Raw genomic sequence first — 25,122 nt, 5'->3', positions numbered from 1 at the left:
ATTATCGCGGTTCAGCAAAGGGTGGCGGCGCGATAACGCCAGTGATGATCTGGGGACTTCCAGCTTCAAGCTGTGGCGCCATGCTCGGTCGCACTCCGAGATCGCCAACGGCATCATTCTCGCGTCCGCCATTGGCGATCACGACGGCCAGATATGGCAGGGATACGGCCGCTGCTATGAGCACGACACGTGGCCAACCAGGAGTAACGATTGCTGCAATCAGGCATACCGTTCGAATCCCCATCGAGACGAGATATCGACGTGTTCGACCGGTCTGCTCACTGCTCAAGGCACGTTGTGCTGAAGTGATGTTGAAGACGTCGGCGTCCGCCGGGGGGTGTCCCGACAGCGGCTCAGTGCTCATAGGTAGAGCCTATGCCTGCCTTGCAAGACCGGTGTACGGTCCGAGCATGAATCGGACCTATGGAATCACCGAAGTCGTGGGAACATCCAACGAGGGAATTGATGAAGCAATTCGCAATGCGGTGAGCCGAACCTCGAAGACTGTTCGGCACATCGACTGGTTTGAGGTGTCTCAGGTCCGAGGCTATGTGCTCGACGGCGAGGTGGATCATTTCCAGGTCTCTCTCAAGGTTGGATACCGTCTTGAGGATCAAAGCGGTCTCTAACGTACGGAGAGGAACGCCATGTCTCGCGTGGCTTTAGTTACTGGTGGCAACAGAGGAATCGGGCTCAGCATCGCTCAATGCCTCCGCGCTGCTGGCTACACCGTTGTGGTGGGTACCCGTTCGGGCACTGCACCAGATGGCCTCGAAGCCGTGACCATGGATGTCTCTGATTCGGCATCGATCGATGCGGGATTCGATTCCATCGAAGCTCGCTTCGGGCCGGTGGAGATTCTCATTGCCAACGCGGGCATGACTCGCGACACCTTGCTCATGCGGATGAGTGATGACGACATCGACACTGTTCTCCAGACCAACCTCGGTGGTTCGATCAGGCTCGCCAGACGTGCGCTGCGCAACATGCTCAAGGCCCGTTACGGACGCATCATCTTCATGTCCTCAGTCGTGGGCATCATCGGCTCTGCAGGTCAGGTGAATTATTCTGCTGCAAAGTCCGGTTTGATTGGCGCTGCTCGATCTCTGGTACGCGAAGTGGGTGGGCGAGGCATCACTGTCAACGTCTTGACTCCAGGATTTGTCAATACTGACATGACAGCGCAATTGCCCGAAGAGCGGCGTGCTGAGATCGTGAGCATCGTTCCGCTTGGTCGTTATGCTGAACCGCAAGAAATTGCCACAGTCGTGGAATTCCTCGTGGGTGATGGTGCGGGCTACATCACCGGCGCGGTTATCCCAATCGATGGTGGACTCGGCATGGGCGACTGACGCCCCAAGAGAGGAAAAACGTGGGAATTCTGGATGGCAAGAACCTGGTGATCACCGGAGTTCTCACAGATCAATCAATTGCGTTCTCCGCTGCTCGGCTCGCCCAGGAGCAGGGCGCCACGGTCGTACTCACCGGATTTGGCCGCAGCCTGTCGCTGACCAAGCGTGCTGCTGGACGGCTCCCGAATGAAGCCGCCGTAATCGAACTTGACGTGGTGAACCAGGAGCATTTGGACTCCCTGGCCGACAATTTGCAGGAGCACATCCCATCGGTTGATGGGGTGCTCCATTCGATTGGATTCGCGCCTCAAGGGGCACTGGGTGGGAACTTTCTGAACACGACTTGGGCCGACGTCGCGGTAGCGATTGAGGTCTCGGCCTTCTCATTCAAATCCTTGGCGATGGCCGTTCTTCCAATGATGAGTCCGGGTGGCTCAGTGGTGGGATTGGACTTCGATTCCTCCCTTGCTTGGCCAAAGTACGACTGGATGGGTGTTGCCAAAGCTGCCCTAGAAAGCACTTGCCGCTATCTGGCTCGTGATCTTGGACCGCAAGGCATTCGAGTCAATCTTGTAGCTGCGGGGCCGATTCGCACGATGGCTGCCAAAGGAATCCCGGGCTTCGATAGTTTCGAAGAAGTCTGGGCAACTCGCTCGCCAATCGGCTGGGATCTGGATGATCCAGTACCAGCTGGCAAGGCCTGCGTGGCACTGATGTCTGATTGGTTCCCCTCGACGACAGGCGAAATCCTGCATGTCGACGGGGGAGTCCACTCGCAAGGCGCCTAACCATCTTGCCCGCACGATTGGTGGTGATGCGCCATGCGAAATCTGCGTATCCCGGAGGCATTGCCGATCATGATCGCCCGCTGAACGAGCGCGGTGAGCGTGATGCACGTGCAGCCAATGAATGGTTCGTGCGCAAGGGCTCGAACATTCTTGGAACCGAGCCCCAAGTGTTGGCGTCCACCGCTCTTCGTGCTCAGCAGACCTGGCAGCACGTGAGCTCGGCCTTGCCGAATGCTTTGGTTCAGCAAGCTCCCCAGGTGTATGAAGCCCTTGTATCAACACTCGTCAACTTGATCGCGCCATTCATAGACATGGGCCAATCCACTCTTGTGGTGGGACACAATCCGGGACTGGAAAGCTTGGTTGATTTCCTCAGCGACCCCGACGACTCTTTGGATTCTTGGCAGACGCGCGAGAAATATCCGACCTGCGCCATTGTGGCGCTGGAGTTCAAAGATGACTCATGGTCGAGGGCCTCAGCCAGAGTCACTGACTATGTCGTGCCCCGGGGTTGAACTCAGGCGATGGGTGGTGCCGGAGTCGTAATGCCGGCCCGTTCATCGGCCACTTCGATGTCCTCGCGCGAGATCCCCAACAGGTAGAGCACTGAATCCAAGTAGGGCACATTCACAGCGGTGTCTGCTGCATCGCGCGCTGCAGCCTTTGCATTGAACGCGACACCCAATCCGGCCGCTTCGAGCATGTCGATGTCATTGGCTCCATCGCCGATGGCGATTGTTCGTCGCATCGGGATGCCGAATTCTTCGGCAAATTCCTCCAGCGCCTGCTTCTTCCCAAGCCGATCGATGACCGGTCCGACAACTGATCCTGTGAGAATTCCATCCTTGACTTCTAGGGAATTCGCGCGCACGCGGTCGACTCCAAGTTCTTTCGCCAAGGGTCTGATGACTTCAATGAATCCACCAGACACCAGGCAAACGCGGTAGCCCAAAGTATTCAAAGTTCTACACAGAGTGCGGGCGCCTGGCGTCAAGGAAATTCGCCCCTGCACTTTGGCGATTACTGACTCTGGCAGACCCTTGAGCAAGGCAACGCGCTCGCGCAAGGACTCAGCGAAGTCGAGTTGTCCTGCCATGGCGCGCTCAGTTATCTCGGCAACCTGCTCGAGTACTCCCGCTTCCTGCGCGAGCAGGTCGATCACCTCGTTTTGGATCACAGTGGAATCAACATCCATCACTACCAAGTGCTGACCTCGCCTCTCCAGGCCCGCTTCCTGCACGGCGATGTCGGCGCCAGTTTCATTGGCCGCAACGGCCAGTGCGCGACGCATGTCTGAGGATGATGCTCCTGACACCTCAAAGAGAAGGGCAGTCACGGGATAGCTCGCGATCCGATGAATGCGGTCAATATTTCCGCCCTGGTCTGCCAAGGCGGAGGTGACATGAGCAATCGCGTCGGGGTGCAATGGCGACCCAAGCAAGGTCACGTGGATTCGCTGGCGCTTGGTGGGGCGCGGTTCGATCATCTGAGGATCAATGGCCAATTCCAAGCCGAGCTCTGCAGCAAGATCTGTGACCACGTGAACTGTCTTGCTTACAGCAAGGGTTTCCACATCGAGCAGCACCGCCAGAACGAGTCGGTCGCGAACAACCAACTGCTCGATATCGCGCACAGCGACCCGAGAGTCCAGACTTGCGAAGAGTTGATTGGTCACGCCTGGTCGATCTCGACCCGAAAGGGTGATCAGCATGGTCTGCGTGGTCATGACAATCCAACGCTAGTCGTTACGGTCCCCAACACTGTTGTCCGGCTAAGGTCGGAGCGTGCCTGCAGTCCTGAGTTGTGCGGATGTGGTGGTCCGCAGAGGACGCAAACTCTTGGTCAATCAGGTCAATTGGCAAGTTGAAGCGGGGGAGCGCTGGGTCATCCTGGGGCCCAATGGCGCTGGCAAGACCACATTGATGCTCGTGGCATCGGGTCGGATGTTTCCCACCTCAGGTGAAGTCGAGATTCTTGGCGAGCGGCTCGGCAGTGTGGACATGGCTGAACTGCGTCCGCTCATCGGCTGGGCCAGCAGCGCAATGATCGGCGATATCCCACCAGGCGAACGCGTTGCGGATGTGGTGCTTACCGGTGCCTACGCAGTGTCGGGACGTTGGCGGGAACGATATGAGGGTCAGGATCTCATGCGCACAGCGCAGTTGCTGTTTGCCTGGGGCATCGACCAACTCGCCAACCGGACTTTCGCGACTTTGTCAGAAGGCGAGCGCAAAAGGACGCTGATCGCGCGGGCGCTCATGGCCAACCCCGAGTTGTTGATGCTTGACGAGCCCGGAGCTGGTCTGGATCTTGGTGGGCGTGAGGATCTGGTTTCCCGCATGGCAACCCTGGCGGCAGATCCCACGGCTCCAACTCAGATTCTGGTTACGCATCACGTCGAAGAGATTCCACCGGGCTTCACTCACGCTCTACTCCTGAAGGATGGCGGAGTCGTGGATTCAGGGCCGATTGCCGACGTTCTGACTGGCGCCGGACTCAGCCACACCTTTGGAATTCCGGTCCGTGTGACCTATAACGATGGAAGATTTGCAGCGGTTCGAGATGGCTGAGATGCGTATCTGGACAGTGCCGAACGCACTCAGTTTCTTGCGTCTGCTCGGCGTGCCACTGTTCCTTTGGCTCGTTTTGGTTCCACAAGCCGACGCGTGGGCAGTCCTTCTTCTCATGGTTGCGGGCATTACCGACTGGCTTGATGGTGCGCTTGCTCGCGCGCTCAATCAGGGCAGCAAACTGGGGGAGTACCTCGATCCGGCAGCGGATCGCTTGTACATCGCAGCGACCATCGTCGGGCTGGCTATCCGCGGAATCATCCCTTGGTGGCTGGTAGCTGTGCTGGTTGCTCGTGAATTGGTGCTCTTGTGCATCCTGCCGATGCTGCGTCGAGCCGGTCTGCTGGCCTTGCCGGTCACGGTCATCGGCAAGGCTGCGACTTTCTGCTTGCTGTGGGGATTTCCCGCGCTGCTGCTGAGTACCTATGACACTTGGTGGGGAGCTTTGGCCTCATCTGCAGGCTGGGCCTTTGCGCTATGGGGAACCGCCTTGTACTGGTGGGCCGGACTCGACTACGTCCGCCAAGCCCGAGCACTCACCCGATCAGCATCCAACTGAGGGCATGGCATAGTTCCCGCACTGACAGCGCGCGAAGGGATGACGGTGATTCACGAGGATCTTCACTACACAACTGAACATGAGTGGGTGCGCCTTGAAGGTGATCTTGCTGAAGTTGGCATTACCGACTACGCACAAGAGGCCTTGGGCGACATTGTCTATGTGAGCTTGCCGAAAGTGGGCGACACCGTGGATGCCGGACAACCGTGCGGTGAGGTCGAATCAACCAAGAGCGTGAGCGATATCTACGCACCGCTTTCGGGCACCGTTGTCGACATCAATGACAACTTGGACGGCGCGCCAGAATCGATCAATGAAGCCCCGTATGCAGGGGGTTGGCTGTTCAAATTGCGCATCTCGGATCCCTCGCAGACTGCCGGTCTTCTGACATCTGCCCAATACGAGGACCAGACGCGCGCCTAGGAGCACTGGCTCAACCTGCACGGTAGATTGAGGTCATGCGTCAATGTCCCTCATGTAGCAAGTCGGTACCTGAGGGTGCACATTTCTGCCCGGAGTGCGGCATCAATCTCGAGGTGAATCTCGACTACACCGGTGCCATCACCAACGTCATTCCGTTGACCGGAACGGGCACCTCTGGATCAATAGCCGCAGTGGGCGCCCAAAAGCAACCTGGCCTGCGGCCTGGCACGGCCATGCTGGTAGTCCACCGTGGACCAGGTGAAGGCACCGAGTTCCCCCTCGATGTATCCAAGGACCTGGTGACCATCGGTCGGGCACCTGAAGCCGATCTGTTCTTCGACGATGTCACGGTAAGTCGCAGACATGCTGAGATTCGTCGAGGAGCCGAGGGCTGGAGCATTCGCGACGTCGGGAGCCTGAATGGCACGTACGTCAATCGCAAGAGAGTCGATGATCGCCATCTCGTTGGCGGTGATGAACTACAGATTGGTCGCTTCCGCTTTGTCTTCCTTGTTGGAGTTGAACCGGGCTCATGAGTGAGGCGCAACGACCCATCATGGGAACGATCAGCATTGGCGAGGTGCTGACTCTGCTGAAGCGCGAATTTCCCGATGTCTCGATCAGCAAGATTCGCTTCCTGGAAACCGAGGGGCTGGTGACTCCGGAGAGAACTGCCTCCGGATACCGACGCTTCTCCGAGCGTGACATCGAACAGTTGCGGGCAGTGCTGACTCTTCAGCGAGATCAGTACCTGCCACTCAAAGTGATCCGCGAACACCTGGATGCCGAAAGTGATGAGTCACCGGTGGCGGTGGCTGGCTCAGGGTTACGACCTGAAGATTTTCGGGCAGGCGCTGGCCGAGTTCGGCTCACCCGTCTTGAGCTTGCCGAGCAGGTTGGGCTTGCCGACTCCGTGATCGCGCAACTCGAATCTGCTGGGTTGGTGGTCTGCACTGCTGCCGGCCACTACGACGAGGACGCTCTCGCCATCGCCTCCGTCGTTGCTCGGCTGTCGGAGTTCGGGGTCGAACCGCGGCATTTGCGCGGCTTCCGCGTGACCGCCGATCGCGACAGCGGGCTCCTAGACCAGATTGCCACGCCATTCACGCGACCTCGCGATCAGGACGCCCGCTCGCGCGCGCAGGAAACGATTCGCGAATTGGCTGCGCTTTTCGTTCAACTGCATGCGGCATTGCTACGCGCCGAGTTGGTTCGCGGCGGGAAGGTGTAGCACTACTCTGGATCTGTGCACGCACTTGAGTTCATCGGCGTCCGAATGGAGATGCCCTCCAATACGCCGATTGTGCTGCTCAAAGAAATCGAAGGCACTCGCGTCATACCTATCTGGATTGGCGCAGTGGAAGCCACGGCAATTGCCTATGCGCAGCAAGGCGTAGTGCCCCCACGACCTTTGACCCATGACCTGATGAAAGACATCTTGCTGGCCATTGGCGCCGAACTCAGCGAAGTTCAGATCTCAGCTCTCACTGACGGGGTGTTCTACGCCTCTTTGCTGTTCGCCAATGGAGTCCAAGTCAGTGCCAGGCCATCAGATGCTGTTGCGCTCGCTTTGCGGCTGCAGGTGCCGATCACGGCCGCCGACGAGGTCTTGGAAGAAGCCGGCGTGGAGATGCCCGAAGACGATGAACCAGAAGACGAGGTAGAGCAGTTTCGCGCCTTCCTGGACCAGATCTCGCCGGAAGATTTTCAAGAGTGAACCCTCACGTGATGGTTCAGACTTCACTCGAAGGGCGACCCGTGTGTCGCATTGACCACAGCATGACCTTGTTCGTAGCGTCAGCAGTGGCCACTTCCCCAGTGGTGCGACCGGGCTGCGCAGGAGGCAATACGTGAACTTTGAGAGTCCCAAGGCAGATCTGCAGGGTTCGCTATTCGACGATGCTGATCTACGCCCGCTGCCCGCGGACATCGGCTACCGCGGCCCTATCGCATGTGCAGCAGCCGGCATCACGTATCGCCAGCTTGATTACTGGGCTCGCACTGAATTGGTGCAACCTACGGTCCGCGGAGCGAGCGGCTCGGGCACACAGCGTCTCTACAGTTTTCGCGACATCTTGGTGCTGCGCATCGTCAAGCGGCTTATCGACACAGGGGTTTCACTTCCGAACATTCGCGCTGCGGTTGATCATCTCGCTTTGCGCTCGCACGAAGATCTCGCTCGCATGACTCTGATGAGCGATGGCGCCACGATCTACGAGTGCCGCAGTGCTGACGAAGTCGTTGACCTGGTTCGTGGTGGTCAAGGGGTCTTTGGAATCGCGGTTGGCAGTGTGTGGCGAGAGGTTGAAGGCACTCTGGCATCACTTCCTGGTGAGCGCGCTGACGGCGAGGCCGTCAATCCGCCCAGTGCCGACGATGAGCTTGCCGCACGGCGGGCGCGCCGAGTCGCTGGCTGAATCCTGTCGCTGTAGTCTTTGCCTGCTGATTGACCCCACGCGGGAGAGTCTGCGGTTCATCTAGATGATCTGCAGCGCCGAAGGAGCAAATCTCCCCGACAACCTCTCAGGCAAAAGGACCGCATGGGGGAGGCACCTCTGGAAGGCGGGCTTCGGCCCCACCGACGGTGAAACTGATGCGCAAGCATCGGGAAACTCTCAGGTCGCGATCGCATCGCGGGCAACAGAGGGGGAGATGGCACAGCCGTGCCCTCGACCCCGGGAGAGTCATGTCCGAACGTGAATTCGCATTTGTCGATCGACACATCGGCCCAGATGAGCCAGCTTTGGCATACATGCTTGATGCCCTTGGCTACGCCGACCTTGATTCTTTTACTTCAGCGGTCGTTCCAGAAGTCATCGCATGGACTGAAGCACTCGATCTTCCGCTTGCCTTGGACGAGTTTGCGGTGCTCGCCGAACTGCGCGCAATCGCGGCTCTCAACACCGTCAAAGTCAGCATGATCGGCCTTGGCTACTCGGACACCCACACTCCTGCAGTCATCCGTCGCAATGTGCTCGAGAACCCAGCTTGGTACACCGCATACACGCCCTACCAGCCTGAAATCAGCCAAGGCCGGCTCGAGGCGCTATTGAACTTTCAAACGATGATCGAAGATCTCACTGCACTGCCGGTGGCCGGATCATCGTTATTGGACGAACCCACGGCGGCAGCCGAGGCGATGGCCTTGTCTGTGCGCCAGAGTCCTAAGGGTGTCCAGAGATTTCTGGTGGACTCCGATACGCATCCGCAGACCCTGGCAGTACTCAGGACTCGCGCCGAGCCGATGGGCATCGAACTTGTCGTGTCCAATCTCGATGCGCAATGGCCATCTGGGCCGTGGTCGGGAGTGATGATCAGCTACCCGGGATCGTCTGGAGTCGTGCGGGAACTTGCGCCCATCATCGCTCAGGCTCATGAACTTGGCGCGCTGGCAGTTGTGGCTGCAGATTTGCTCGCGTTGACCTTGTTCACTCCTCCTGGGGAACTCGGCGCCGACATCGTCGTCGGTTCGGCCCAGCGCTTCGGAGTGCCAATGGGATTTGGCGGGCCGCACGCTGGCTTCATGTCGGTGCGCGCTGGCTTGGAGCGTTCTCTGCCGGGACGCTTGGTTGGCGTCAGCTTGGATGCGGATGGGAATCCCGCTTATCGCCTAGCACTTCAGACGCGTGAGCAACATATTCGGCGTGAGAAGGCCACAAGCAATATCTGCACGGCACAAGTCCTCTTGGCAATCATCTCTGCGATGTATGCCAGCTACCACGGACCTGTGGGATTGACCGCCATTGCGCAGCGCGTCCATCGCACAGCGCTTGGACTTCGCGCTGGCTTGACCCAACTTGGAGCACTCACTTCGCCATTGCCCATATTCGACACTGTGCAGTGGAAGGTGACTGGCAAGGCTGAGCAGATCAGCGATGCCGTTGCCAAGAATGGCGTCAATATCCGGGTCGTCGATTCGGACACCGTTTGTGCATCCGTTGATGAAGTCACGCAGCCCGAGCATGTGCGGATCCTTTGGGATGTCACTTCAGATGCCATTGGAGTCAGGAACGAGATCAAGCTCACTGACCTCGAGGCATCGCTGACATCCTTCGCGAACCGGACTTCGCCCTTCCTGCAGCATCCGGTCTTCAATACCCATCACAGTGAGACTTCGATGATGCGCTATTTGCGCAAACTTGCAGACCGCGACATTGCCTTGGACCGGGCAATGATTCCGCTCGGCTCGTGCACGATGAAACTCAATGCGGCGACAGAGATGGAATCCATCACTTGGCCTGAATTTTCGGGCTTGCATCCATTCGCTCCGACTGCCGACGCTGCCGGGTCGATTCAGATGATTCAATCGTTGGAGCAATATCTGGCCGAAATCACCGGCTATGACTTCGTCAGCGTGCAGCCCAATGCCGGTTCGCAAGGGGAGTTCGCCGGTCTGCTCGCAATTCGGGCTTACCACCTTGCAAATGGCGATGTGAACCGCAATGTCTGCCTGATTCCCAGCAGCGCTCATGGCACCAATGCGGCTAGCGCCGTGATGGTCGGCATGCGGGTAGTTGTGGTGAAATGCGATGAGTTCGGCAATGTTGACCTCGAAGATCTCCAGCAGCGCATCGCCGAACATGGAGATCAGCTCAGCGCACTGATGATCACGTACCCGTCAACACATGGGGTATTCGAAACCGCAGTCGCGGATATCTGCGCGCTCGTGCACGATGCTGGCGGTCAGGTATATGTCGACGGCGCCAATCTCAATGCTCTGGTTGGTTTGGCCAAGCCGGGTCGATTCGGGGCCGATGTCTCGCATCTGAATCTGCACAAGACCTTCTGCATCCCGCATGGTGGAGGCGGCCCTGGCGTCGGACCTGTTGCTGTTCGTGCGCACTTGGCTCCGTACTTGCCTTCGCATCCACTTCGTCCCGAAGCTGGCCCGCTCGGTCGTGGGCACCGTGACGGTGGAGTTGGGCCTGTCAGTGGAGCCCCTTGGGGGAGTGCTGGCATCCTGCCCATCCCGTGGGCATACATCCGGCTCATGGGCGCTGATGGACTCAAGCGCGCGACTCAGGTCGCCATCTTGTCCGCGAACTACATCGCGAGTCGACTCAACGCGCACTATCCCGTGCTGTACACCGGATCTACCGGACTTGTTGCGCATGAATGCATCTTAGATGTCCGACCAATCACCGCAAGCACAGGCGTCACTGTCGACGACATTGCAAAGAGACTGATGGACTATGGCTTCCACGCGCCGACGATGTCCTTCCCGGTTGCTGGCACATTGATGATTGAGCCAACTGAATCAGAGGATCTCGCTGAAGTTGATCGATTCATCGACGCCATGATCGCCATCAAGGCTGAGATCGACGAGATCAGTACCGGCACTTGGCCTATTGACGACAGCCCACTGCGCAATGCACCGCACACAGCCGATTGCGTCATTGGCGATTGGCAGCACAGCTATCCGGCGCGGCTCGGTGCATTTCCCTCCGGAACAGCTCATGCGGACAAGTACTGGCCGCCTGTCCGTCGTATCGATGGGGCCTATGGCGATCGCAATCTGGTGTGCAGTTGCCCGAGTCCGGCCGAGTTGGCCACATGAGTGAGCCGACCGAAGTCAACCTATGCGTGCAACTATGGCCGAACCCCGGTCAGGAATCGAAGCTGATTGAATTCGAGGATCAGGTTTTGGCGCGGATCCCCCATCACGGGGGACAGGTTCTACAGCGAGTCAGGCGTACATGCATGATCCCGCACGGCTGGCCTTGGGCGACTCGCGCGAGATCGCGATCCAACGAACATCAGTCACCTCAATTGTGCTTGTTGTATAGGTAGATCCCACGAACCATCCGTTCTGCCCGATAGATTGCAGCCACAGGCCAATCTTGGGGGAGTTGCAATGATCAGGACGCGCGTTCGAAGGTCCGCATTTGTCGCCACGCTGGCAGCGCTCGCGCTTGTCACACTAAGTGGATGTATCAACATCACTTACTCACTCAACGTGAATCCCGACTCAACTCTGTCGGGAACGATTCAGTTGACGGTAGCAAAGCAAGCTGCGTCCATTCTTGGTATCGAGAGCGCATCCGACCTAGAGAGCAAGCTGCAATCCGGTGATCTCACCGATCAAGCAGGTGCCAAGAACCTCAAGAGTTGCGATGCCTCAGAGGATGCAGAGAATTTGATCCTCAATTGCGAGATCACTAGTGCCAATGCCTCAGACATCAGCGAGGGCTGGACGCTCACAACGAATGGCGATACTGCAACGTTCCATGCGGTTGCCGATACTCCCTCGAGTTCGGATTCACTTAATCTTTCCGGGGTCTCCCAAGGCAACTATGAGTTCACGCTTACCTTCCCTGGAGAGATCACGAGTGTGACCGGGGCAGGCGCGGTGAAGACGGGGCCCAACACAGTTACTAGCAAGGGAACTCTTGAGAAGCCGTTGAACATCACGGTCGTAGGTTCGTTGAAGAGCGAAGGTTCCTCCTCAATGGTTTGGATCTACGTGCTGCTGGGGGTAGTCGCTGTACTTGCCATAGCTGTGCTTGGCTTCGTGTTGATGCGCGGGTCTCGGAGATCCAAGTCCGATGCGCAGCCAGTTATTGAAGAAAGCGCGAACGCACCGCTCGAAACTCCAGAGGGTCCCGACACTACTGAAGAGTCGTGAGCACACTCGCAGATCGCACGATCGCGACTCTGCGAGTCGATCGAGACGACCTTGCTGACCGCGTGCGGCAATTCACTGCGCCTGATCTTGACCAAACCTCCGGCGCAAGTGAGTGGGACGTCGCCCAAGTCCTGGGTCACCTCGGCAGTGGTGCGGAGATCGGTTTGGAAGGTCTGCGGCGAGCGCTGGCCGGCGAAGGCCACGCCCGGGCAGATTTCAATCAGGGTGTGTGGGATCGCTGGAACTCCATGACCCAGCGGCAAAAGGCAGACGGCTTCCTGGAATCCTCTGACTTGCTGCTATCGACCTACGAGTCAATGGACGCGCAGACTCGCGCGTCGGTGCGCTTCGATCTTGGATTTCTCCCCGCGCCCGCTGATCTTGGCGTGCTCACTGGCATGCGCTTGAACGAAGCGCTCCTGCATGCCTGGGATGTGCGTGTTGCCTTTGATCCGGCGGCAACGATTCCGGGGGATTTGGCAGCGGTGCTGCTGGAGCAGTTCTCTGGTCCGATCAGTTTCTTTTTCAATTTCCTAGGGAAGCCAGCCTCGCTCAATGGCCGTGAGTTCACACTGCGAGTCAACACTTCAGATCCCAACAAAAGCCTGGGACTGAACTTCACGAATTCGGTGTGCATCCTTGACGCACCAGAGTCAGGGGACGAGCTTCTTAGCATCCCCACTGGGGCTCTTCTGCGGCTCATCAGCGGCCGGATGTCACCAGAACACACGCCGGCGGGAGTGCAGCTCACGAGTTCGCGCCTGACTCTTGATGACCTACGGGCTGTCTTTCCAGGGATCTGACATTCGCCAGTGTAGCTAGATAAGCAACTTTGCTTGACAGTTTTCATATAGTCAATGTATGTTGCTTGTATGAATTCCACGGAAATCACTCCAGTAGGTGGACCCGCAGATGACCTTGCTGCGGCCGTGGCTCTGCGCAAGCTTGCTGACCGCTTGGAAGATGCAGCCGTCGAAGCAGCCATGCGCCTGGGATGGTCTTGGACTCAAGTCGCCGAAGCTCTCGGCGTCACCAGACAAGCAGTGCACCGCAAACACATGCAGCGATTGGCCGATTCCGGAATCGATCTAAGGAGACGAAATGGCTGACTCACACATGACCAAGCTTCGATCGCTGATTGACATCGCCACAAATGAAGCAAGCAAATCTCGATCCACCAACGTCGAGGCCGAGCACCTTCTGCTTGCACTGTCTTCACGACCATCGTCGGCTGCCGGAAATGCTCTGGCTCAGCAAGGACTCAGTTACGACACACTTCAAGAGGCTCTCGAAGCAGAACAGCACAGCAGTTTGCGATCAGCGGGAGTCGAACCGATTGCTGAACAACGGCTGCTTTCAACTCGTCGGCGACGCCGACCCGGCTGGGGGGCATCGGCGAAAGAATCGTTGCGGCGCGGGAGTCTGATTGGAAGGAAGTTCAAGCATCGCAAGATGGAAGAAAGTGATCTTCTGCTGGGCATCTTGCATGCAGAACTCGGTACGGTGCCACGAGCATTGACGATCGCTGGCATTGACCGCGCACAACTCATCAGAAGCCTGGAGTCATCACGCTGAAATCTACCCGCGCGGATCTCCTGGGATCGAGACATCGGTGAAGCGCATGGGTGCACCGAAAGTGTCGTCAGGATCCGCAATGAGGGTGTGCTCATCGCGCGCGATGATGCTGATGCCCTTTGATTCCAAGAACTCTGCGGCGCGATCCAGATCAAGCACCTGCCAAGTGACCGCATGGCACATATCGCCATTCTTATCCAGATCGCGGGCAGCGATTGAATCCTCCGTTGTCGGGCGCGCAAGCTCAACGATGGTGTTCTCGCCAACTGACACATAGAGATTGTGCGTACCAGTGAGTTCGGACATGCTTTCGTGAATCAAGTCGCCGCCGAGCACATTGGTGAAGAGCTCCTGAGCCTTGTCGATATCAGCAACCACAACGGTCGCGTAGGCCATGCGCTTGATTCCTAACGGGTACTTCTCCCAGGCGAGCGCATCAAAATCTGCCGAGTACCTGGGGTCGACAGGCATCACGTGCGGGTAGAACTCCAACTGGGTGTGGGTATCCCGCGGATGCGTGAACAATGAGCCATCACTTGGCCGGGTAGGAAGCGCTACGCCACCATCTGTGACGACCCGAACTCCAAGTTGAGTCATGGTGTCCCAGGCTTCGCCGACATCCTCGATGTACCAGGCCAATGAATGCCAGTGGCGGCCAAATCGGCTGTAGAACCGACCTACAGGCATGAGCTCAGAGCCTTCAATGTCACTCTCGGCCATCGGCTCGATGATGGCGTCGCCGATGACGATCAACGAGGCGTCGCGCTTTTCAATGGGGGAGTAGCCCGCATCCATGATGCCGCGCGTCGGATTGAATACTTCGTCGTACCACGCATCAAGTTCCGCAAGATCATCCGAGATGTGAATGATGTGAAACAACTTGCCAATGGTGAAGGACATGTCACTCCTTAGTGAGTGTTACGAGACGCAAGGGTTGGCCTTTTTCTCGAACTACAGGCCGCGCTCGCACAGTAGGCCCCGGCCAAAGCCCAAGGGTGGGAAATTCAAGATTTCCATGCTGTTCGACGTACAGATAATCGGACAAACGGCCCAAACGGAATGTTTAGCTGCCCTGCTGCCAAAAGCGCAGTTTGCATTTGTGCAAACTTGCATTGCGTGCAAATATTAACCCATGACAACTCCGACATTGCGGACTCCTGGTCTGCGGGATCGCAAGCGGGCCGAAACGCGTGCCCGTATTGAGGATGCCGCGGTCGCCCTGGTGCTCAGAGATGGCTTGGAGAACACCACAGTTCACGCAATAAGTGAGTTGGCTGAAGTGTCGCCGCGCACCTTCTTCAATTACTTCGACAGCAAAGACGGGGCAATCCTGGGTGTTCGCAACACGGCAATGGTCCAAGAGCAAGTGTCGGAATTTCTCTTGCAGTCCTCGCATCCAAGCGCCGTTGATGCTGTTGTGGGACTCCTGCTATCGATCTTTGACCTGCCGGCCACTCGACTCACGATCCGGGCCGATCGCATGGAATTGGTCCGGCGGCATCCGGAGTTGATGGTCACGCAATTTGAGCAGCTGATGCTGACACACGGCCAGATCACTGAAACGGTCGTAGGGATCCTGGCTCAAGATCTGGGTGAGGCAACAGACGAGCAGGATCTCACTGCTATTGCCAGCGTGACTCTTGCCATGTGTGCCACGGCAGTACGCCTGGCAATGAGCGAACTAGCCCGTCAGCACACCCACGCCGGCTCCGAACAAATACATGCGCGAGCGGTCACGCTCGTGCGTTCTACAACAGAGAGAATCAGATGAGTCAAAGTCCACCGATCTCACTTCAGGTTGACCAAGCCGATCGCAAACACATCCTCCTGGTGTTCGCGGGGCTGATGGTGGCCATGCTGTTGGCCTCCTTGGATCAGATGATTTTCAGCACAGCACTTCCCACAATTGTTGGCGATCTCAATGGCGTCGACCACATGCTTTGGGTTACCACTGCGTACATCCTGGCTTCAACGATCATGCTGCCGGTCTACGGGAAACTCGGTGATCAGATTGGTCGCAAGAGTCTGTTCATCTTCGCGATCGCTGTCTTTATCGCTGGATCAATCATCGGCGGCCTCGCTGGCGATATGACCTGGCTCATTGTCGGTCGTACCGTGCAAGGACTTGGCGGTGGTGGCCTGATGATCTTGGCGCAGGCAATCATCGCCGATGTGGTGCCAGCCAGGCAGCGCGGCAAGTACATGGGAATCATGGGCGGCGTCTTCGCTCTTTCCACTATTGCTGGCCCATTGCTCGGTGGTTGGTTCACTGAAGGAATCGGCTGGCGTTGGGCCTTCTGGATGAACGTGCCACTTGGCTTGCTGGCTATTGCCTCAGCCGCCTTCTTCCTGCAGCTTTCCAAGCCACCGCGCAGAAGACTCGATCTCGATATCGCTGGCATGGTGCTGATTGGCGTGGCTTCCACCTGCTTGGTGTTGACCACGAGTTTGGCAGGAAGTTCCTACGCCTGGAACTCCCCGGTAATCATTGGTCTGATGGTTGCGAGTCTGATAGCTGGCTACTCCTTCTTTGCTGTCGAACGGCGAGCAGCTGAACCGATCATGCCAATGCAGTTGTTCAAGCAGCGAAACTTCAATCTGACCACCGGTGCTGGGCTGATCATCGGTATTGCAATGTTTGGGGCCATGGCCTACATGCCCACGTACCTGCAAATGGTCACCGGAGCAAGCGCCACGCAATCCGGATTGCTCATGCTCCCGATGATGGCTGGACTCTTGGCCACGTCAATTGGGTCAGGGCAATTGGTGAGCAAGACTGGCCGATACAAGTGGTTGCCGATCACCGGTACCGCAATTGTTGCGGGTGCGCTGTATCTGCTCTCGACAATGTCGCCAGATACGCCAGTGCCCGTTCTTTGCGGTTACTTGGCGATCATGGGCATCGGCCTTGGCATGGGCATGCAACTGCTTGTGCTCATCGTGCAGGACGCCTTCCCTGCAAGCTGGGTTGGAACAGCCACGGCAGCTAACAACTACTTTCGCCAGATAGGTGCAGCCCTGGGCTCGGCCATTGTCGGATCGCTCTTCGTTTCGCGTCTCAGTTCCGCGTTGACGGCAACCCTTCCGCCATCGGATGGGGCGGGATCAAGCAACTCCTTCACCCCAAGCCTCGTGAAGTCATTGCCGCCCGAGGTGCAGAGCATCATTGTGAATGCATACAGCGATGCTTTGACGCCGATCTTCCTGCTGTTGGTTCCAATTGTGCTCGTAGCGGTGCTGCTGCTGTGCTTTGTTCACGAGAAGCCGTTGTCCACGACTATCGAGCGCGACATCCTTCCCGAATCCCTCGAAATTGATGGTCGTAGCAGCGTCCTGCTCAATACCAATGGTGTTATCGACATGACGGAGATCTAGATGAGAACTTCCGATTCTTCAAAACCGAGACTGGTCAAGTGACCGCGGAATTGGGTGTACGCGCGGCTCGCAAGCAGTTGACGAGTCGCGAACTCATTCTTGCTGCTTTCAAGTTGTTCGGGCAACAGGGCTACGACGAGACCACTGTTGAGCAGATTGCCTATCAGGTAGGAATCTCCAAACGGACTTTCTTTCGCTACTTCGCGAACAAGGAGGATCTCGTCCTTGGAAACCTCGAACACGCCGCCACGCTCCTTGAATTGGCAATGGATGAGCGCCCGCCAAGTGAGGATCCTTGGCATTCTTTGCGGCGCAGTTTTGACTTCTTTGTGGAGGCCGCCACTGAGGAACCGGAGCGAGTGTGCGATCACTTGCGAGTCATGAGCACGTCACCTGCGCTGAAGGCCACCCAACTCGGAAAGCTGCAGCATTGGCAGGCGGCGATCGTGCCTGAGCTGACTCGGCGGTTGGCGGGGCAGGAGCCACATCCCCAGATGCGTGCCTCGGCTATGGCCGGTGCCGCTCTTGCATGTCTGGACGCGGCAATGAATGCCTGGTTCATGCACTCGGGAGTCCGCAATCTGGGACCCATGCTCGACATTGCAATGGAAAGCGTCGCGCCGCTGCACTAATTGCCGAACTCGTATTGAATGCTCATCAAGGCAAAGGGAGATTCAATGCGAACAGCAATCGGACGACTACGCGTGGCGGTGCTTGATGACTATCAGCACGCAGCGCTGAACAGCGGCGACTTCACCAGATTGGCCGCAATCGCAGACGTGGTGACTTTTGACGACCACGTTAGCCAGGCGAAAGATCTGGCTCAGCGGCTTGCTGGATTCCATGTGGTCATCGGCATGCGCGAGCGAACTGCCTTCAATGCTGAGCTCCTGGCGCAACTTCCAGATCTTGGACTTCTGATCACCACGGGCATGGCCAATGCTTCCTTCGATCTGGAAGCAGCTCGCACATTGGGTATCACCGTCTGTGGCACCGGGATGGCCGGTGCGGCCACCGAAGAGTTGATCTGGGCCTTGATCATGTCCTTGGCACGCAACATCCCTGCTGAAGATGCGGCCATTCGCGCTGGCGGATGGCAAACAGGCATGGGGCGAGAACTCTCGGGAAGCACTCTGGGTCTCTTAGGCCTTGGGCGTCTTGGCGGAAGAATTGCCCACTTCGCCAAGGCATTCGACATGAACTGCATCGCGTGGAGTCAAAATCTAACTGCAGAGCGGGCGGCTGAGGTCGGAGCCGAACTCGTTACAAAAGACGAGCTGTTCAAACGCGCAGACATTGTGTCAATTCATGTGCGTCAATCCGATCGCACCATTGGATTAGTAGGCGCCGAAGAACTGCAGTTGCTGGGAGCTGATGGGTTGCTTGTCAACACCTCACGAGGTCCGATTGTGGATGAAGCTGCTCTCGTTGCTGCCTTGTGGAACGGAACAATCGCGGGAGCTGGCCTGGACGTATTCGACGTGGAACCGCTGCCAGTAGCGCATCCATTGCGGTCCACACCAGACACCGTCCTCACCCCACACATCGGATATGTCTCCACAGTTGGGTATCAGCGGATGTACAGCGATGCGATCGACGACATCCTGCATTGGTCTGCCGGTGACCCAGTTCGTCAATTGAATGGTGAACGCCAGTGACGCAACTAGGGGAGTAGTCGGCAATCTTGTCGCTCAGACTTCCTCAGACAAAATCGTTAGGACGGGTGGGGCTCGACAGGGGATCTACGTCATCTGGAACTTGTCTTGGAACTTCGCCGATCGCAGCCGCATGTCCGAACGCACAAGTTCGGCTACCGGCTCGGGGAGCACGTCAAGCTGCCACCTGCGCTCCGCGTCCATCTGGGCAGACGAAGCACCGTCGGCCTCGATTGCCAACAACGCGTAGTAAGCCGCCCCCAGATCATGGTCGGCCATGTGAGCGGTCGCAGCCGCATGACCACATGCCCGAGCGGCCAAGCTCGCCGGACCAATTGTTGCGCGGGCCGCTGCGTGTGCGGCCACGGCTGCTGCCCGAGCCTGTGACATCGAACGCTGACCCGCCGCCCATGCACGCGCCGTCGACAGGGCATCTGCCGGCCGGGTGTCACCTGAGGACGCGACCTCGAATAATGGCAGGACCCGTTCGGCACAGTCGGCCGCCCATGCAGCCAAGAGTCGGTGGTTGGCCTCTGCCAGGGAACCTCCCCGATGTACAGCAACCAGCCTGGGGTCGCGAGATGACGGAGCCACGCCCATCACTGTGCCATGCGTGCGTCGTAGTTACATGAATCGCCCATTTCCACTATTTCGAACTCAGGGCGACTCCTCGCCATACGCTGAGGCGACAAATCCGGACTGAGCGATCGTCAGCCGGAGGCAGACGGCTGGGGGGTCAATGACAGTCCTTCGGGTGCGCGCGGATGCGGCGGCAAGCGTGCGCAGCAAAGGCGCATGGGCCATCGTTGCTGCCACCTTTGTCATGCTGGCTTTCAACACGGGGTTTGGCTTCTACGCATTAGGGGCATTCAGTCGCGGCTACATTTCCAGCCTCGGTATCAGCGTTTCCGCAACATCCGCAGGAGCCACCATCTTCCTGCTGGCTGGCGGCATCTCCGGCCTGTTCGTGGCTCGGTTGATGTCTCAAGTTGGCATTCGCTGGCTGCTGCTCGGCGGCACTGTCGCTTCGGCGATATGTCTAGCCATGCTCGGTTCGGTCACGCAGGTATGGCAGATGTGGGCGATCTTCCTCATCTTTGGCCTTGCCTCGGCAGGCTTCTCAATGATTCCAACTTCGGCAATGGTCCTCGGCGAATTTGCCGAAGAGTCGGTCGCCCGACCGATGGCAGCCATGGCCACTGGCTTCTCCGTCGGTGGTGCCGTGCTGGCACCGATCATCACCGCTGTGGTGTTGGACTTCGGAATCGCCACGGCTGGTATCGCCATGGCCTTGACCTTGATCATCGTGATGGTGCCGCTGTCGATTGCGGCGACGCGACATGCACCTCGCCTCGGTAGCGCTTCTGATGTTGCGGCAAAGGCCGTAAAAGCGAGCGGGAAGATGCAACACGGAAGTGGCGGCTGGCCGTTCTTTGGAGTCTGCATCGCCTACAGCCTCCTGCTCATTACTCAGGTCTCTGTCGTCATCCACCTGCTGACTTTGGCCACCGAGCGGGGGATCGGCGGAGCTGCCATCACCCTCTCGCTGTTTGCCAGCATGGCTTTCGTTGGGCGGCTCATCGGGCTTGCGATCATGCCGAGATTCACGCTGCGTTCACTGAGTGTGGTGATGGCCGGAATGCAGGTGATCGCGCTGACCATTTTGGCATTTGCTCCCAGCCTGGTCTGGTTGGCGATCGGAGCCGCGATCATGGGCCTGCCGTCCGGCAACAACCAGGTCTTCATGCCCCTGTGGCTGCTGAATCTCTTTGGAGCGGCTCGATACCCGACGGTATTTGCACGTTCGAACCTCATCACCGGCTTCAGCGTTGCTCTTGGACCGCTCTACGTTGGCGTCGTTCATGAGAGCGCTGGGAGTTATCAGCTGCCGTTCCTAGCGCTGGCTGCCAGCGCGATAGGAGCGGGCGTGATCATCGCGACTCTGCCGCGCAAGGGTGAAGTGGATCGGAACAGGTGAGCCAGTATTCCAGGTGTCAGGATTCGGCCTCTGGAGGCTTGTGTGAGCCCGCAACTACCCGCCTTCCTGCCGTCGTCGCCACCGGCACAGTCCTGGAGTCGGTCATCTCGGCCTCCTTCCCCGGAGGTCATGCAGGTGGGCATCGAACCTGGGCAGTAGCCACGACCGATCCCGCGGCGTAGCGTACGCCAGTAGCACTGCGTCGGCGTGAGTTCAACGGAGTCGGGAGGTCGCCATGCACGCATACCGCGGGGCCGCACTCCTGGCCGGGGTCACCATCGGGGCGCTCGCGTTGGCGCTGCTGAGCCCCGTCTCCTCGGTGGCATCGACGCCCGATCCGCTCGCGGTCACGTCACGCGCGGCCGTCGATCCGATCGTCGGCGCGTGGAAGTGGGTCTCCGGCAGCGGACCTCAACTCATCGTCCACGTGACGGGGTCCGGTGGCAATTACGTCGGTCACGTCGTCCAGGACACTTCAGGCAATAGGTGTCCCTATCCCGTCGGGAAGTTGGTATGGACCATCCGCGGAAGTGGAGAGAACTACACGGGCACCGTCGAGTGGCTTGACGTGTACCAGGCACCCTGCCGAGTTAATTCTTCACCGGCCATCTTCCGTGTGGATGCTCGCACAGACGGTCTTGCTATGTGCGTCCAGCCGAACGGCTTTTGTGCTGACTTCGCCCGCACCAAGCCCGTTGCTACCGCGCCCGACACCACCGCGCCCAAGGTGACGATCAAAGTCGGCACAGGCATCATCGGGATAGCGGAGAAGTTCAACGTGTCGTGGTCGGTCACCGACGACAGCAAGAAGGCGAAGGTGACCCTCACCCTGTACTCCGGTGGCCGCGTCGTCTTCTCCGATCCAACAAGTGACGGGCTGATCAAGGCGACCGGCCAGGTGCATGAGAGCACATTTCGAGCCGGCTATGTCGACACCCTCGGACCGTTCTATATGTGCGTCTCGGCCGTGGATGGAGCGGGCATCCGGAGCGCGGAACCGCCCAAGTGCGAGTGGCTGTCGATCCAGGTGCCCGTGCCGAAGGTGTCCAACGGTTGCGGAGGTGCGCAATTCGGACCGGGTGCTGAAGCCGTTCAAAACTGGATGCTCGACACGCAGAAGTACGGTGGGGAAACGGTCAACTTCCGGGCCGCCTGCAACCAGCACGACGCAGCCTACGGCGGTGCCACGGTGTACGACCCCTTCTTGAAGCGCAAGGTGGACTTCCGGACCTGGTCGCGCGCGAAAATCGACGAGAAGTTCGCCGAGGACCTGCAAACTCTGTGCCACAAGTACCTGGACCACCGGAACGTGCACCCCAAGGAGATGTCGAACTGCACGCATGGCCCGACGCTGGCTGACGTGCCGCAGAGCGTAGCTGCGGGCATCTCGCCGGGCGCCACGGCCTACTTCGAGGGCGTGCGGAAGTATGCCCAGGCTGCCTTTGACACGAACGTCGTGATCGCCGGAAACCAGACGGACAACAACATGCCTTCGACGTGGCCTCCGGGCGGCCTGCGAGACAACACGTAGGTGCTACGGCAGTGTTGCGTCGGGCGCACACGGGACGCCGCGTCCTTGGATTCGGATGAGTCATCGCCGACGCTAATTGGCTGCCGCACTCGTTGGTGCGCAACACCACTGTGCACACGGAATCTGGTGTGTACTTGTGCAGCAGCGGGGAGTTACGCGCCTGAATCTGTGCAATTCTGCTTCTCTAAAGTGTCATAATGTGCATTATCGGCGTTATCTAAAGAGAAGAACCTACTCTGCCGACAACGGCTAGTGGTATTTCAATTCCTGCTGCTGTTAGCAGCACAAACGACAGATCACGGCCGACTTGAGTTGTGGACACGTCAAACCAGGATTCGATGCTGGGAATGGGCTGGGAGTCTTGAGACCAGAATCTGCGACCCATGCCATGCTGAACACAAGTTCGCGCAGAGGTCGTAAGACTGGCTTCTATCCAGAGGTCCACTCCCCCGAAGGGCACCCTATGCATCTGTTGCCAAGGCGACAGCATGCTCAATGGGTACCCGCCATCGCGGCAACCGTGTGCGCGGTACTCAGCGTCGTGAATTTTCTTGCCCTCTTTGCGCCCTCCCTTCATAGCCGGCTGGCACGCGAGCTTGACCTCCTTCCAGGCGTGGTCGGCAATGCAGCAGTTCTGGCAACAGCTGTCGCCGGAGTGCTGCTCTGGTTCATCGCTGGCGGGCTGGCACGCCGGAAGCGGCGTGCTTGGTTGATCGCGGTATTGCTTCTGAGTTTGAATCTGAGTGTGCGCCTGTGGGCAATCACCGGGATACACGCCCGAGCGATTGCTCCCATCTTGGTCAATGCCGCCCTCCTGATCTTCCTACTGTGCTTCGCGGGTGACTTCTTCGCTCGAAGTGAGCCGATCTCCAAACGACGGGCAATGCCATATTTCGCCGCAATGCTGGTGGTCGGCACAGGCATTGGATTGTTAATGGTGAGCGTGCGAGCGCTCAAGCTCAATCTTCAACTGCCATTGGGCGTCCGTCTCGTCGATGTTTGGCAGGGATGGCTTGGCGTGCCGAATCCTCTCGACGAGGGTCCTTCGCAGAGCGATGATGTCATGTACTACGCACTATTGGGAATCGGCTTGGCGATGGGCATGATCGTCCTGTTCGTGCTCCTGCGAGCCCCCCGAGGCAATCATCAAAGTGCGCTAGCACAACGCTCTCGCATCGAAGAGTTGATGACCGCTGACTCCCTGGAGTACTTTGCTTTGCGCTCCGACAAGTCTGTTCTGTGGTCACCAAGTGGCCAGTCAGGCATTACCTATGCACTCGTACATGGGGTCATGCTCGCGAGCGGGGATCCCATTGGTGCGCGTGAGTATTGGCCAGAGGCAATCTCCACGTTCATGGATGTGGCCCGTCAGCATGCCTGGCTGCCCGGAGTTGCCGCTTGCAGTGAAAGCGCACGTGAGGCGTGGAAGCAGTGCGCTGGTCTGGAGTCCCTCGAGATCGGCGATGAGGCGATCGTGCGCGTTGCTGATTTCAACTTGCGGGGCAACTCCAAGAAGAACCTGAGGCGGCAGGTCAATCGCGCAACACGGTCAGGCGTCACCTTGCACGTCGCGACCGTAAGTGAGTTGGATTCCAACCTGCGTGCCGCGCTTGCCCTCTGCGCAGTTCAATGGCGAACGGGGCATCTTGAGCGAGGATTCTCGATGGCTCTGGGTCGGGTATGCCAAGTTCAAGACGCGAATTGTCTGATCGCCTGGGGAAGCGTGGGATCCGAGCCAGTGGGTGTCCTGCAATTCCTGCCATGGGGTGAATGCGGCTGGTCCTTGGATGTCATGCGCCGTAGCCTGGACGCACCCGGAGGCTTGATGGACGCCCTCATCGTGGAAGTGATTCAACACGCACGCGACACGGGAAAGCACGAGCTGTCATTGAACTTTGCGCCATTTCGTTCGACTTTGGATCACGATCACCCGTCGGCTCCGCAGGCCCTGGTGCGCGTGTGGCGCCAGACCCTGCTCTTCGCTTCCAAGTGGGCCCAGATCGAATCCATGTATCAGTTCAATTCCAAGTACCGGCCCACGTGGGTGCCGCGTCACCTCATGTTCGCAAATACCAGAGATTTCGCTCGAGTCTCAACCGCATATTTACGAGCAGAAGGCTTCCTCACTCGGCCTCGATGGCTCCCTTCAAGAACTGTGCCCGAGCGACATTGACACAGGATGCCGCGGCCAGTTGCCACGGGTCCTGCGGTGTGCCCGTTCCAGCCATAGTGCGCTTTTCCCTTTTCAATGCGCTAATCGTGCTCGCTCAGCCGGCCTGAGCGCAGACGTTTGGTCTGTCCACGGTTCTTCTTGGTGGAAATGCGACGCTCCTGAGACCCTTTGGTTGGCCTCGTTGCGCGTCGAGCCTTGGGGCCAGGAGCAATTGCAGCAGTGATCGCGTCAATGAGTCGCTGCTCTGCGAGCCGGCGATTCTGCAACTGGGAACGCTGCTCAGAGGCAGCGATGATCAGACATCCGCCAATCAGGCGAGGGGCAAGTCGACGCAAGGCCCGCAAACGCAAAGTTGGAGTCAGAATTTGCGAGTGGAGCACATCGAAGCTCAGTTGCACTCGTGAGTCAGTGGTGTTCACGCTCTGTCCGCCTGGGCCAGATGATCGGGAGAATTTCCACGACAATTCCGATCGAGGGATAGATATGCCGGCCCTGATGAAGAGATCCTCGTCCACGCA

General features: G+C 58.4%; 27 protein-coding genes, 1 pseudogene and 1 riboswitch. Of the genes and pseudogenes, 23 read left to right on the top strand and 5 right to left on the bottom strand.

What is annotated here, in order from left to right; translation table 11 throughout:
• Window position 1: 1 nt before the first annotated feature.
• Window positions 2-364 carry a DUF3099 domain-containing protein gene (locus tag Q7L55_01265; protein ID MDO8731197.1) on the bottom strand — a complete coding sequence of 121 codons (363 nt, stop codon included), beginning with the start codon at window positions 362-364 and terminating at the stop codon, window positions 2-4.
• A gap of 46 nt (window positions 365-410) precedes the next feature.
• Here Q7L55_01265 and Q7L55_01260 point away from each other — a divergent pair, with 46 nt between their 5' ends.
• The 4 genes from Q7L55_01260 to Q7L55_01245 are packed head-to-tail and all read left to right on the top strand — an operon-like array spanning window position 411 to window position 2,655.
• Window positions 411-629: a dodecin family protein gene (locus tag Q7L55_01260; GenBank protein MDO8731196.1), complete on the top strand. Its 219-nt coding sequence runs from the start codon at window positions 411-413 to the stop codon at window positions 627-629.
• An 18-nt stretch (window positions 630-647) separates the two neighbouring features.
• Complete coding sequence (gene fabG / locus Q7L55_01255; GenBank protein ID MDO8731195.1) at window positions 648-1,352, top strand: 3-oxoacyl-ACP reductase FabG; 705 nt, start codon at window positions 648-650, stop codon at window positions 1,350-1,352.
• A 20-nt stretch (window positions 1,353-1,372) separates the two neighbouring features.
• On the top strand, window positions 1,373-2,140 hold the full coding sequence (gene fabI, locus Q7L55_01250; protein MDO8731194.1) for an enoyl-ACP reductase FabI: 768 nt from the start codon (window positions 1,373-1,375) through the stop codon (window positions 2,138-2,140).
• 5 nt (window positions 2,141-2,145) lie between these two features.
• Window positions 2,146-2,655, top strand: coding sequence for a histidine phosphatase family protein (locus Q7L55_01245; protein ID MDO8731193.1), 510 nt, complete (start codon window positions 2,146-2,148; stop codon window positions 2,653-2,655).
• A gap of 2 nt (window positions 2,656-2,657) precedes the next feature.
• On the opposite strand, the gene serB is transcribed toward Q7L55_01245, so the two are convergent.
• Window positions 2,658-3,866, bottom strand: coding sequence for a phosphoserine phosphatase SerB (serB, locus tag Q7L55_01240; GenBank protein MDO8731192.1), 1,209 nt, complete (start codon window positions 3,864-3,866; stop codon window positions 2,658-2,660).
• 58 nt (window positions 3,867-3,924) lie between these two features.
• Here serB and Q7L55_01235 point away from each other — a divergent pair, with 58 nt between their 5' ends.
• The 12 genes and pseudogenes from Q7L55_01235 (at window position 3,925) to Q7L55_01180 (ending at window position 13,892) form a co-directional block, all read left to right on the top strand.
• A complete protein-coding gene (locus tag Q7L55_01235; GenBank protein ID MDO8731191.1) occupies window positions 3,925-4,710 on the top strand; it encodes an ABC transporter ATP-binding protein in 786 nt (261 codons plus the stop codon).
• Window positions 4,703-5,227: pseudogene (locus tag Q7L55_01230) on the top strand (CDP-alcohol phosphatidyltransferase family protein). The gene Q7L55_01235 and the pseudogene Q7L55_01230 overlap by 8 nt, the downstream one beginning before the upstream one ends.
• 81 nt (window positions 5,228-5,308) lie before the next feature.
• Complete coding sequence (gene gcvH / locus Q7L55_01225) at window positions 5,309-5,692, top strand: glycine cleavage system protein GcvH (protein MDO8731190.1); 384 nt, start codon at window positions 5,309-5,311, stop codon at window positions 5,690-5,692.
• Window positions 5,693-5,727: 35 nt separating this feature from the next.
• On the top strand, window positions 5,728-6,228 hold the full coding sequence (locus tag Q7L55_01220) for an FHA domain-containing protein (protein MDO8731189.1): 501 nt from the start codon (window positions 5,728-5,730) through the stop codon (window positions 6,226-6,228).
• Window positions 6,225-6,923, top strand: a complete 699-nt coding sequence (locus Q7L55_01215; GenBank protein ID MDO8731188.1) for a MerR family transcriptional regulator — start codon at window positions 6,225-6,227, stop codon at window positions 6,921-6,923. The genes Q7L55_01220 and Q7L55_01215 overlap by 4 nt, the downstream gene beginning before the upstream one ends.
• 15 nt (window positions 6,924-6,938) lie before the next feature.
• Window positions 6,939-7,409: a bifunctional nuclease family protein gene (locus Q7L55_01210; protein ID MDO8731187.1), complete on the top strand. Its 471-nt coding sequence runs from the start codon at window positions 6,939-6,941 to the stop codon at window positions 7,407-7,409.
• Between the two features lie 133 nt (window positions 7,410-7,542).
• Window positions 7,543-8,109 (top strand): MerR family transcriptional regulator, encoded by a 567-nt coding sequence (locus tag Q7L55_01205; GenBank protein ID MDO8731186.1) that lies wholly within the window; start codon window positions 7,543-7,545, stop codon window positions 8,107-8,109.
• Between the two features lie 30 nt (window positions 8,110-8,139).
• Window positions 8,140-8,241, top strand: a riboswitch (glycine riboswitch).
• Between the two features lie 137 nt (window positions 8,242-8,378).
• Window positions 8,379-11,249, top strand: a complete 2,871-nt coding sequence (gene gcvP, locus Q7L55_01200; GenBank protein ID MDO8731185.1) for an aminomethyl-transferring glycine dehydrogenase — start codon at window positions 8,379-8,381, stop codon at window positions 11,247-11,249.
• A 297-nt stretch (window positions 11,250-11,546) separates the two neighbouring features.
• A complete protein-coding gene (locus Q7L55_01195) occupies window positions 11,547-12,317 on the top strand; it encodes a hypothetical protein (protein ID MDO8731184.1) in 771 nt (256 codons plus the stop codon).
• A complete protein-coding gene (locus Q7L55_01190) occupies window positions 12,314-13,120 on the top strand; it encodes a maleylpyruvate isomerase family mycothiol-dependent enzyme (protein ID MDO8731183.1) in 807 nt (268 codons plus the stop codon). The genes Q7L55_01195 and Q7L55_01190 overlap by 4 nt, the downstream gene beginning before the upstream one ends.
• 69 nt (window positions 13,121-13,189) lie before the next feature.
• A complete protein-coding gene (locus Q7L55_01185; GenBank protein ID MDO8731182.1) occupies window positions 13,190-13,426 on the top strand; it encodes a hypothetical protein in 237 nt (78 codons plus the stop codon).
• A complete protein-coding gene (locus Q7L55_01180; GenBank protein ID MDO8731181.1) occupies window positions 13,419-13,892 on the top strand; it encodes a Clp protease N-terminal domain-containing protein in 474 nt (157 codons plus the stop codon). Before Q7L55_01185 ends, Q7L55_01180 begins: the two co-directional genes overlap by 8 nt.
• A gap of 3 nt (window positions 13,893-13,895) precedes the next feature.
• Here the strand turns inward: Q7L55_01180 and Q7L55_01175 are convergent, their stop codons facing one another.
• Window positions 13,896-14,792, bottom strand: coding sequence for a VOC family protein (locus Q7L55_01175; GenBank protein MDO8731180.1), 897 nt, complete (start codon window positions 14,790-14,792; stop codon window positions 13,896-13,898).
• Window positions 14,793-15,024: 232 nt separating this feature from the next.
• Between Q7L55_01175 and Q7L55_01170 the strand changes: the two genes are divergently transcribed.
• The 4 genes from Q7L55_01170 to Q7L55_01155 are packed head-to-tail and all read left to right on the top strand — an operon-like array spanning window position 15,025 to window position 18,925.
• A complete protein-coding gene (locus Q7L55_01170; protein ID MDO8731179.1) occupies window positions 15,025-15,663 on the top strand; it encodes a TetR/AcrR family transcriptional regulator in 639 nt (212 codons plus the stop codon).
• A complete protein-coding gene (locus Q7L55_01165; protein ID MDO8731178.1) occupies window positions 15,660-17,267 on the top strand; it encodes an MDR family MFS transporter in 1,608 nt (535 codons plus the stop codon). The genes Q7L55_01170 and Q7L55_01165 overlap by 4 nt, the downstream gene beginning before the upstream one ends.
• 38 nt (window positions 17,268-17,305) lie before the next feature.
• Window positions 17,306-17,899 (top strand): TetR family transcriptional regulator, encoded by a 594-nt coding sequence (locus Q7L55_01160; GenBank protein MDO8731177.1) that lies wholly within the window; start codon window positions 17,306-17,308, stop codon window positions 17,897-17,899.
• A 45-nt stretch (window positions 17,900-17,944) separates the two neighbouring features.
• Window positions 17,945-18,925: a D-2-hydroxyacid dehydrogenase family protein gene (locus tag Q7L55_01155; GenBank protein ID MDO8731176.1), complete on the top strand. Its 981-nt coding sequence runs from the start codon at window positions 17,945-17,947 to the stop codon at window positions 18,923-18,925.
• Between the two features lie 84 nt (window positions 18,926-19,009).
• Here the strand turns inward: Q7L55_01155 and Q7L55_01150 are convergent, their stop codons facing one another.
• Complete coding sequence (locus Q7L55_01150; GenBank protein ID MDO8731175.1) at window positions 19,010-19,522, bottom strand: hypothetical protein; 513 nt, start codon at window positions 19,520-19,522, stop codon at window positions 19,010-19,012.
• 139 nt (window positions 19,523-19,661) lie between these two features.
• Between Q7L55_01150 and Q7L55_01145 the strand changes: the two genes are divergently transcribed.
• From Q7L55_01145 to Q7L55_01135, 3 genes are all read left to right on the top strand, one after another.
• Entirely contained in the window at window positions 19,662-20,900 is a 1,239-nt protein-coding gene (locus Q7L55_01145) for an MFS transporter (protein ID MDO8731174.1), read from the top strand.
• A gap of 235 nt (window positions 20,901-21,135) precedes the next feature.
• Entirely contained in the window at window positions 21,136-22,431 is a 1,296-nt protein-coding gene (locus Q7L55_01140; protein MDO8731173.1) for a hypothetical protein, read from the top strand.
• A 463-nt stretch (window positions 22,432-22,894) separates the two neighbouring features.
• On the top strand, window positions 22,895-24,604 hold the full coding sequence (locus Q7L55_01135; protein ID MDO8731172.1) for a phosphatidylglycerol lysyltransferase domain-containing protein: 1,710 nt from the start codon (window positions 22,895-22,897) through the stop codon (window positions 24,602-24,604).
• An 80-nt stretch (window positions 24,605-24,684) separates the two neighbouring features.
• On the opposite strand, the gene arfB is transcribed toward Q7L55_01135, so the two are convergent.
• Window positions 24,685-25,119, bottom strand: a complete 435-nt coding sequence (gene arfB, locus Q7L55_01130) for an alternative ribosome rescue aminoacyl-tRNA hydrolase ArfB (GenBank protein ID MDO8731171.1) — start codon at window positions 25,117-25,119, stop codon at window positions 24,685-24,687.
• Window positions 25,120-25,122 lie beyond the last annotated feature (3 nt).

The sequence above is a fragment of the Actinomycetota bacterium genome (assembly GCA_030650795.1).
Lineage (GTDB): Bacteria > Actinomycetota > Actinomycetes > S36-B12 > S36-B12 > UBA11398.
Note: the sequence above shows the minus strand (reverse complement) of the source record. Positions and strands in the feature narration are given on the sequence as shown.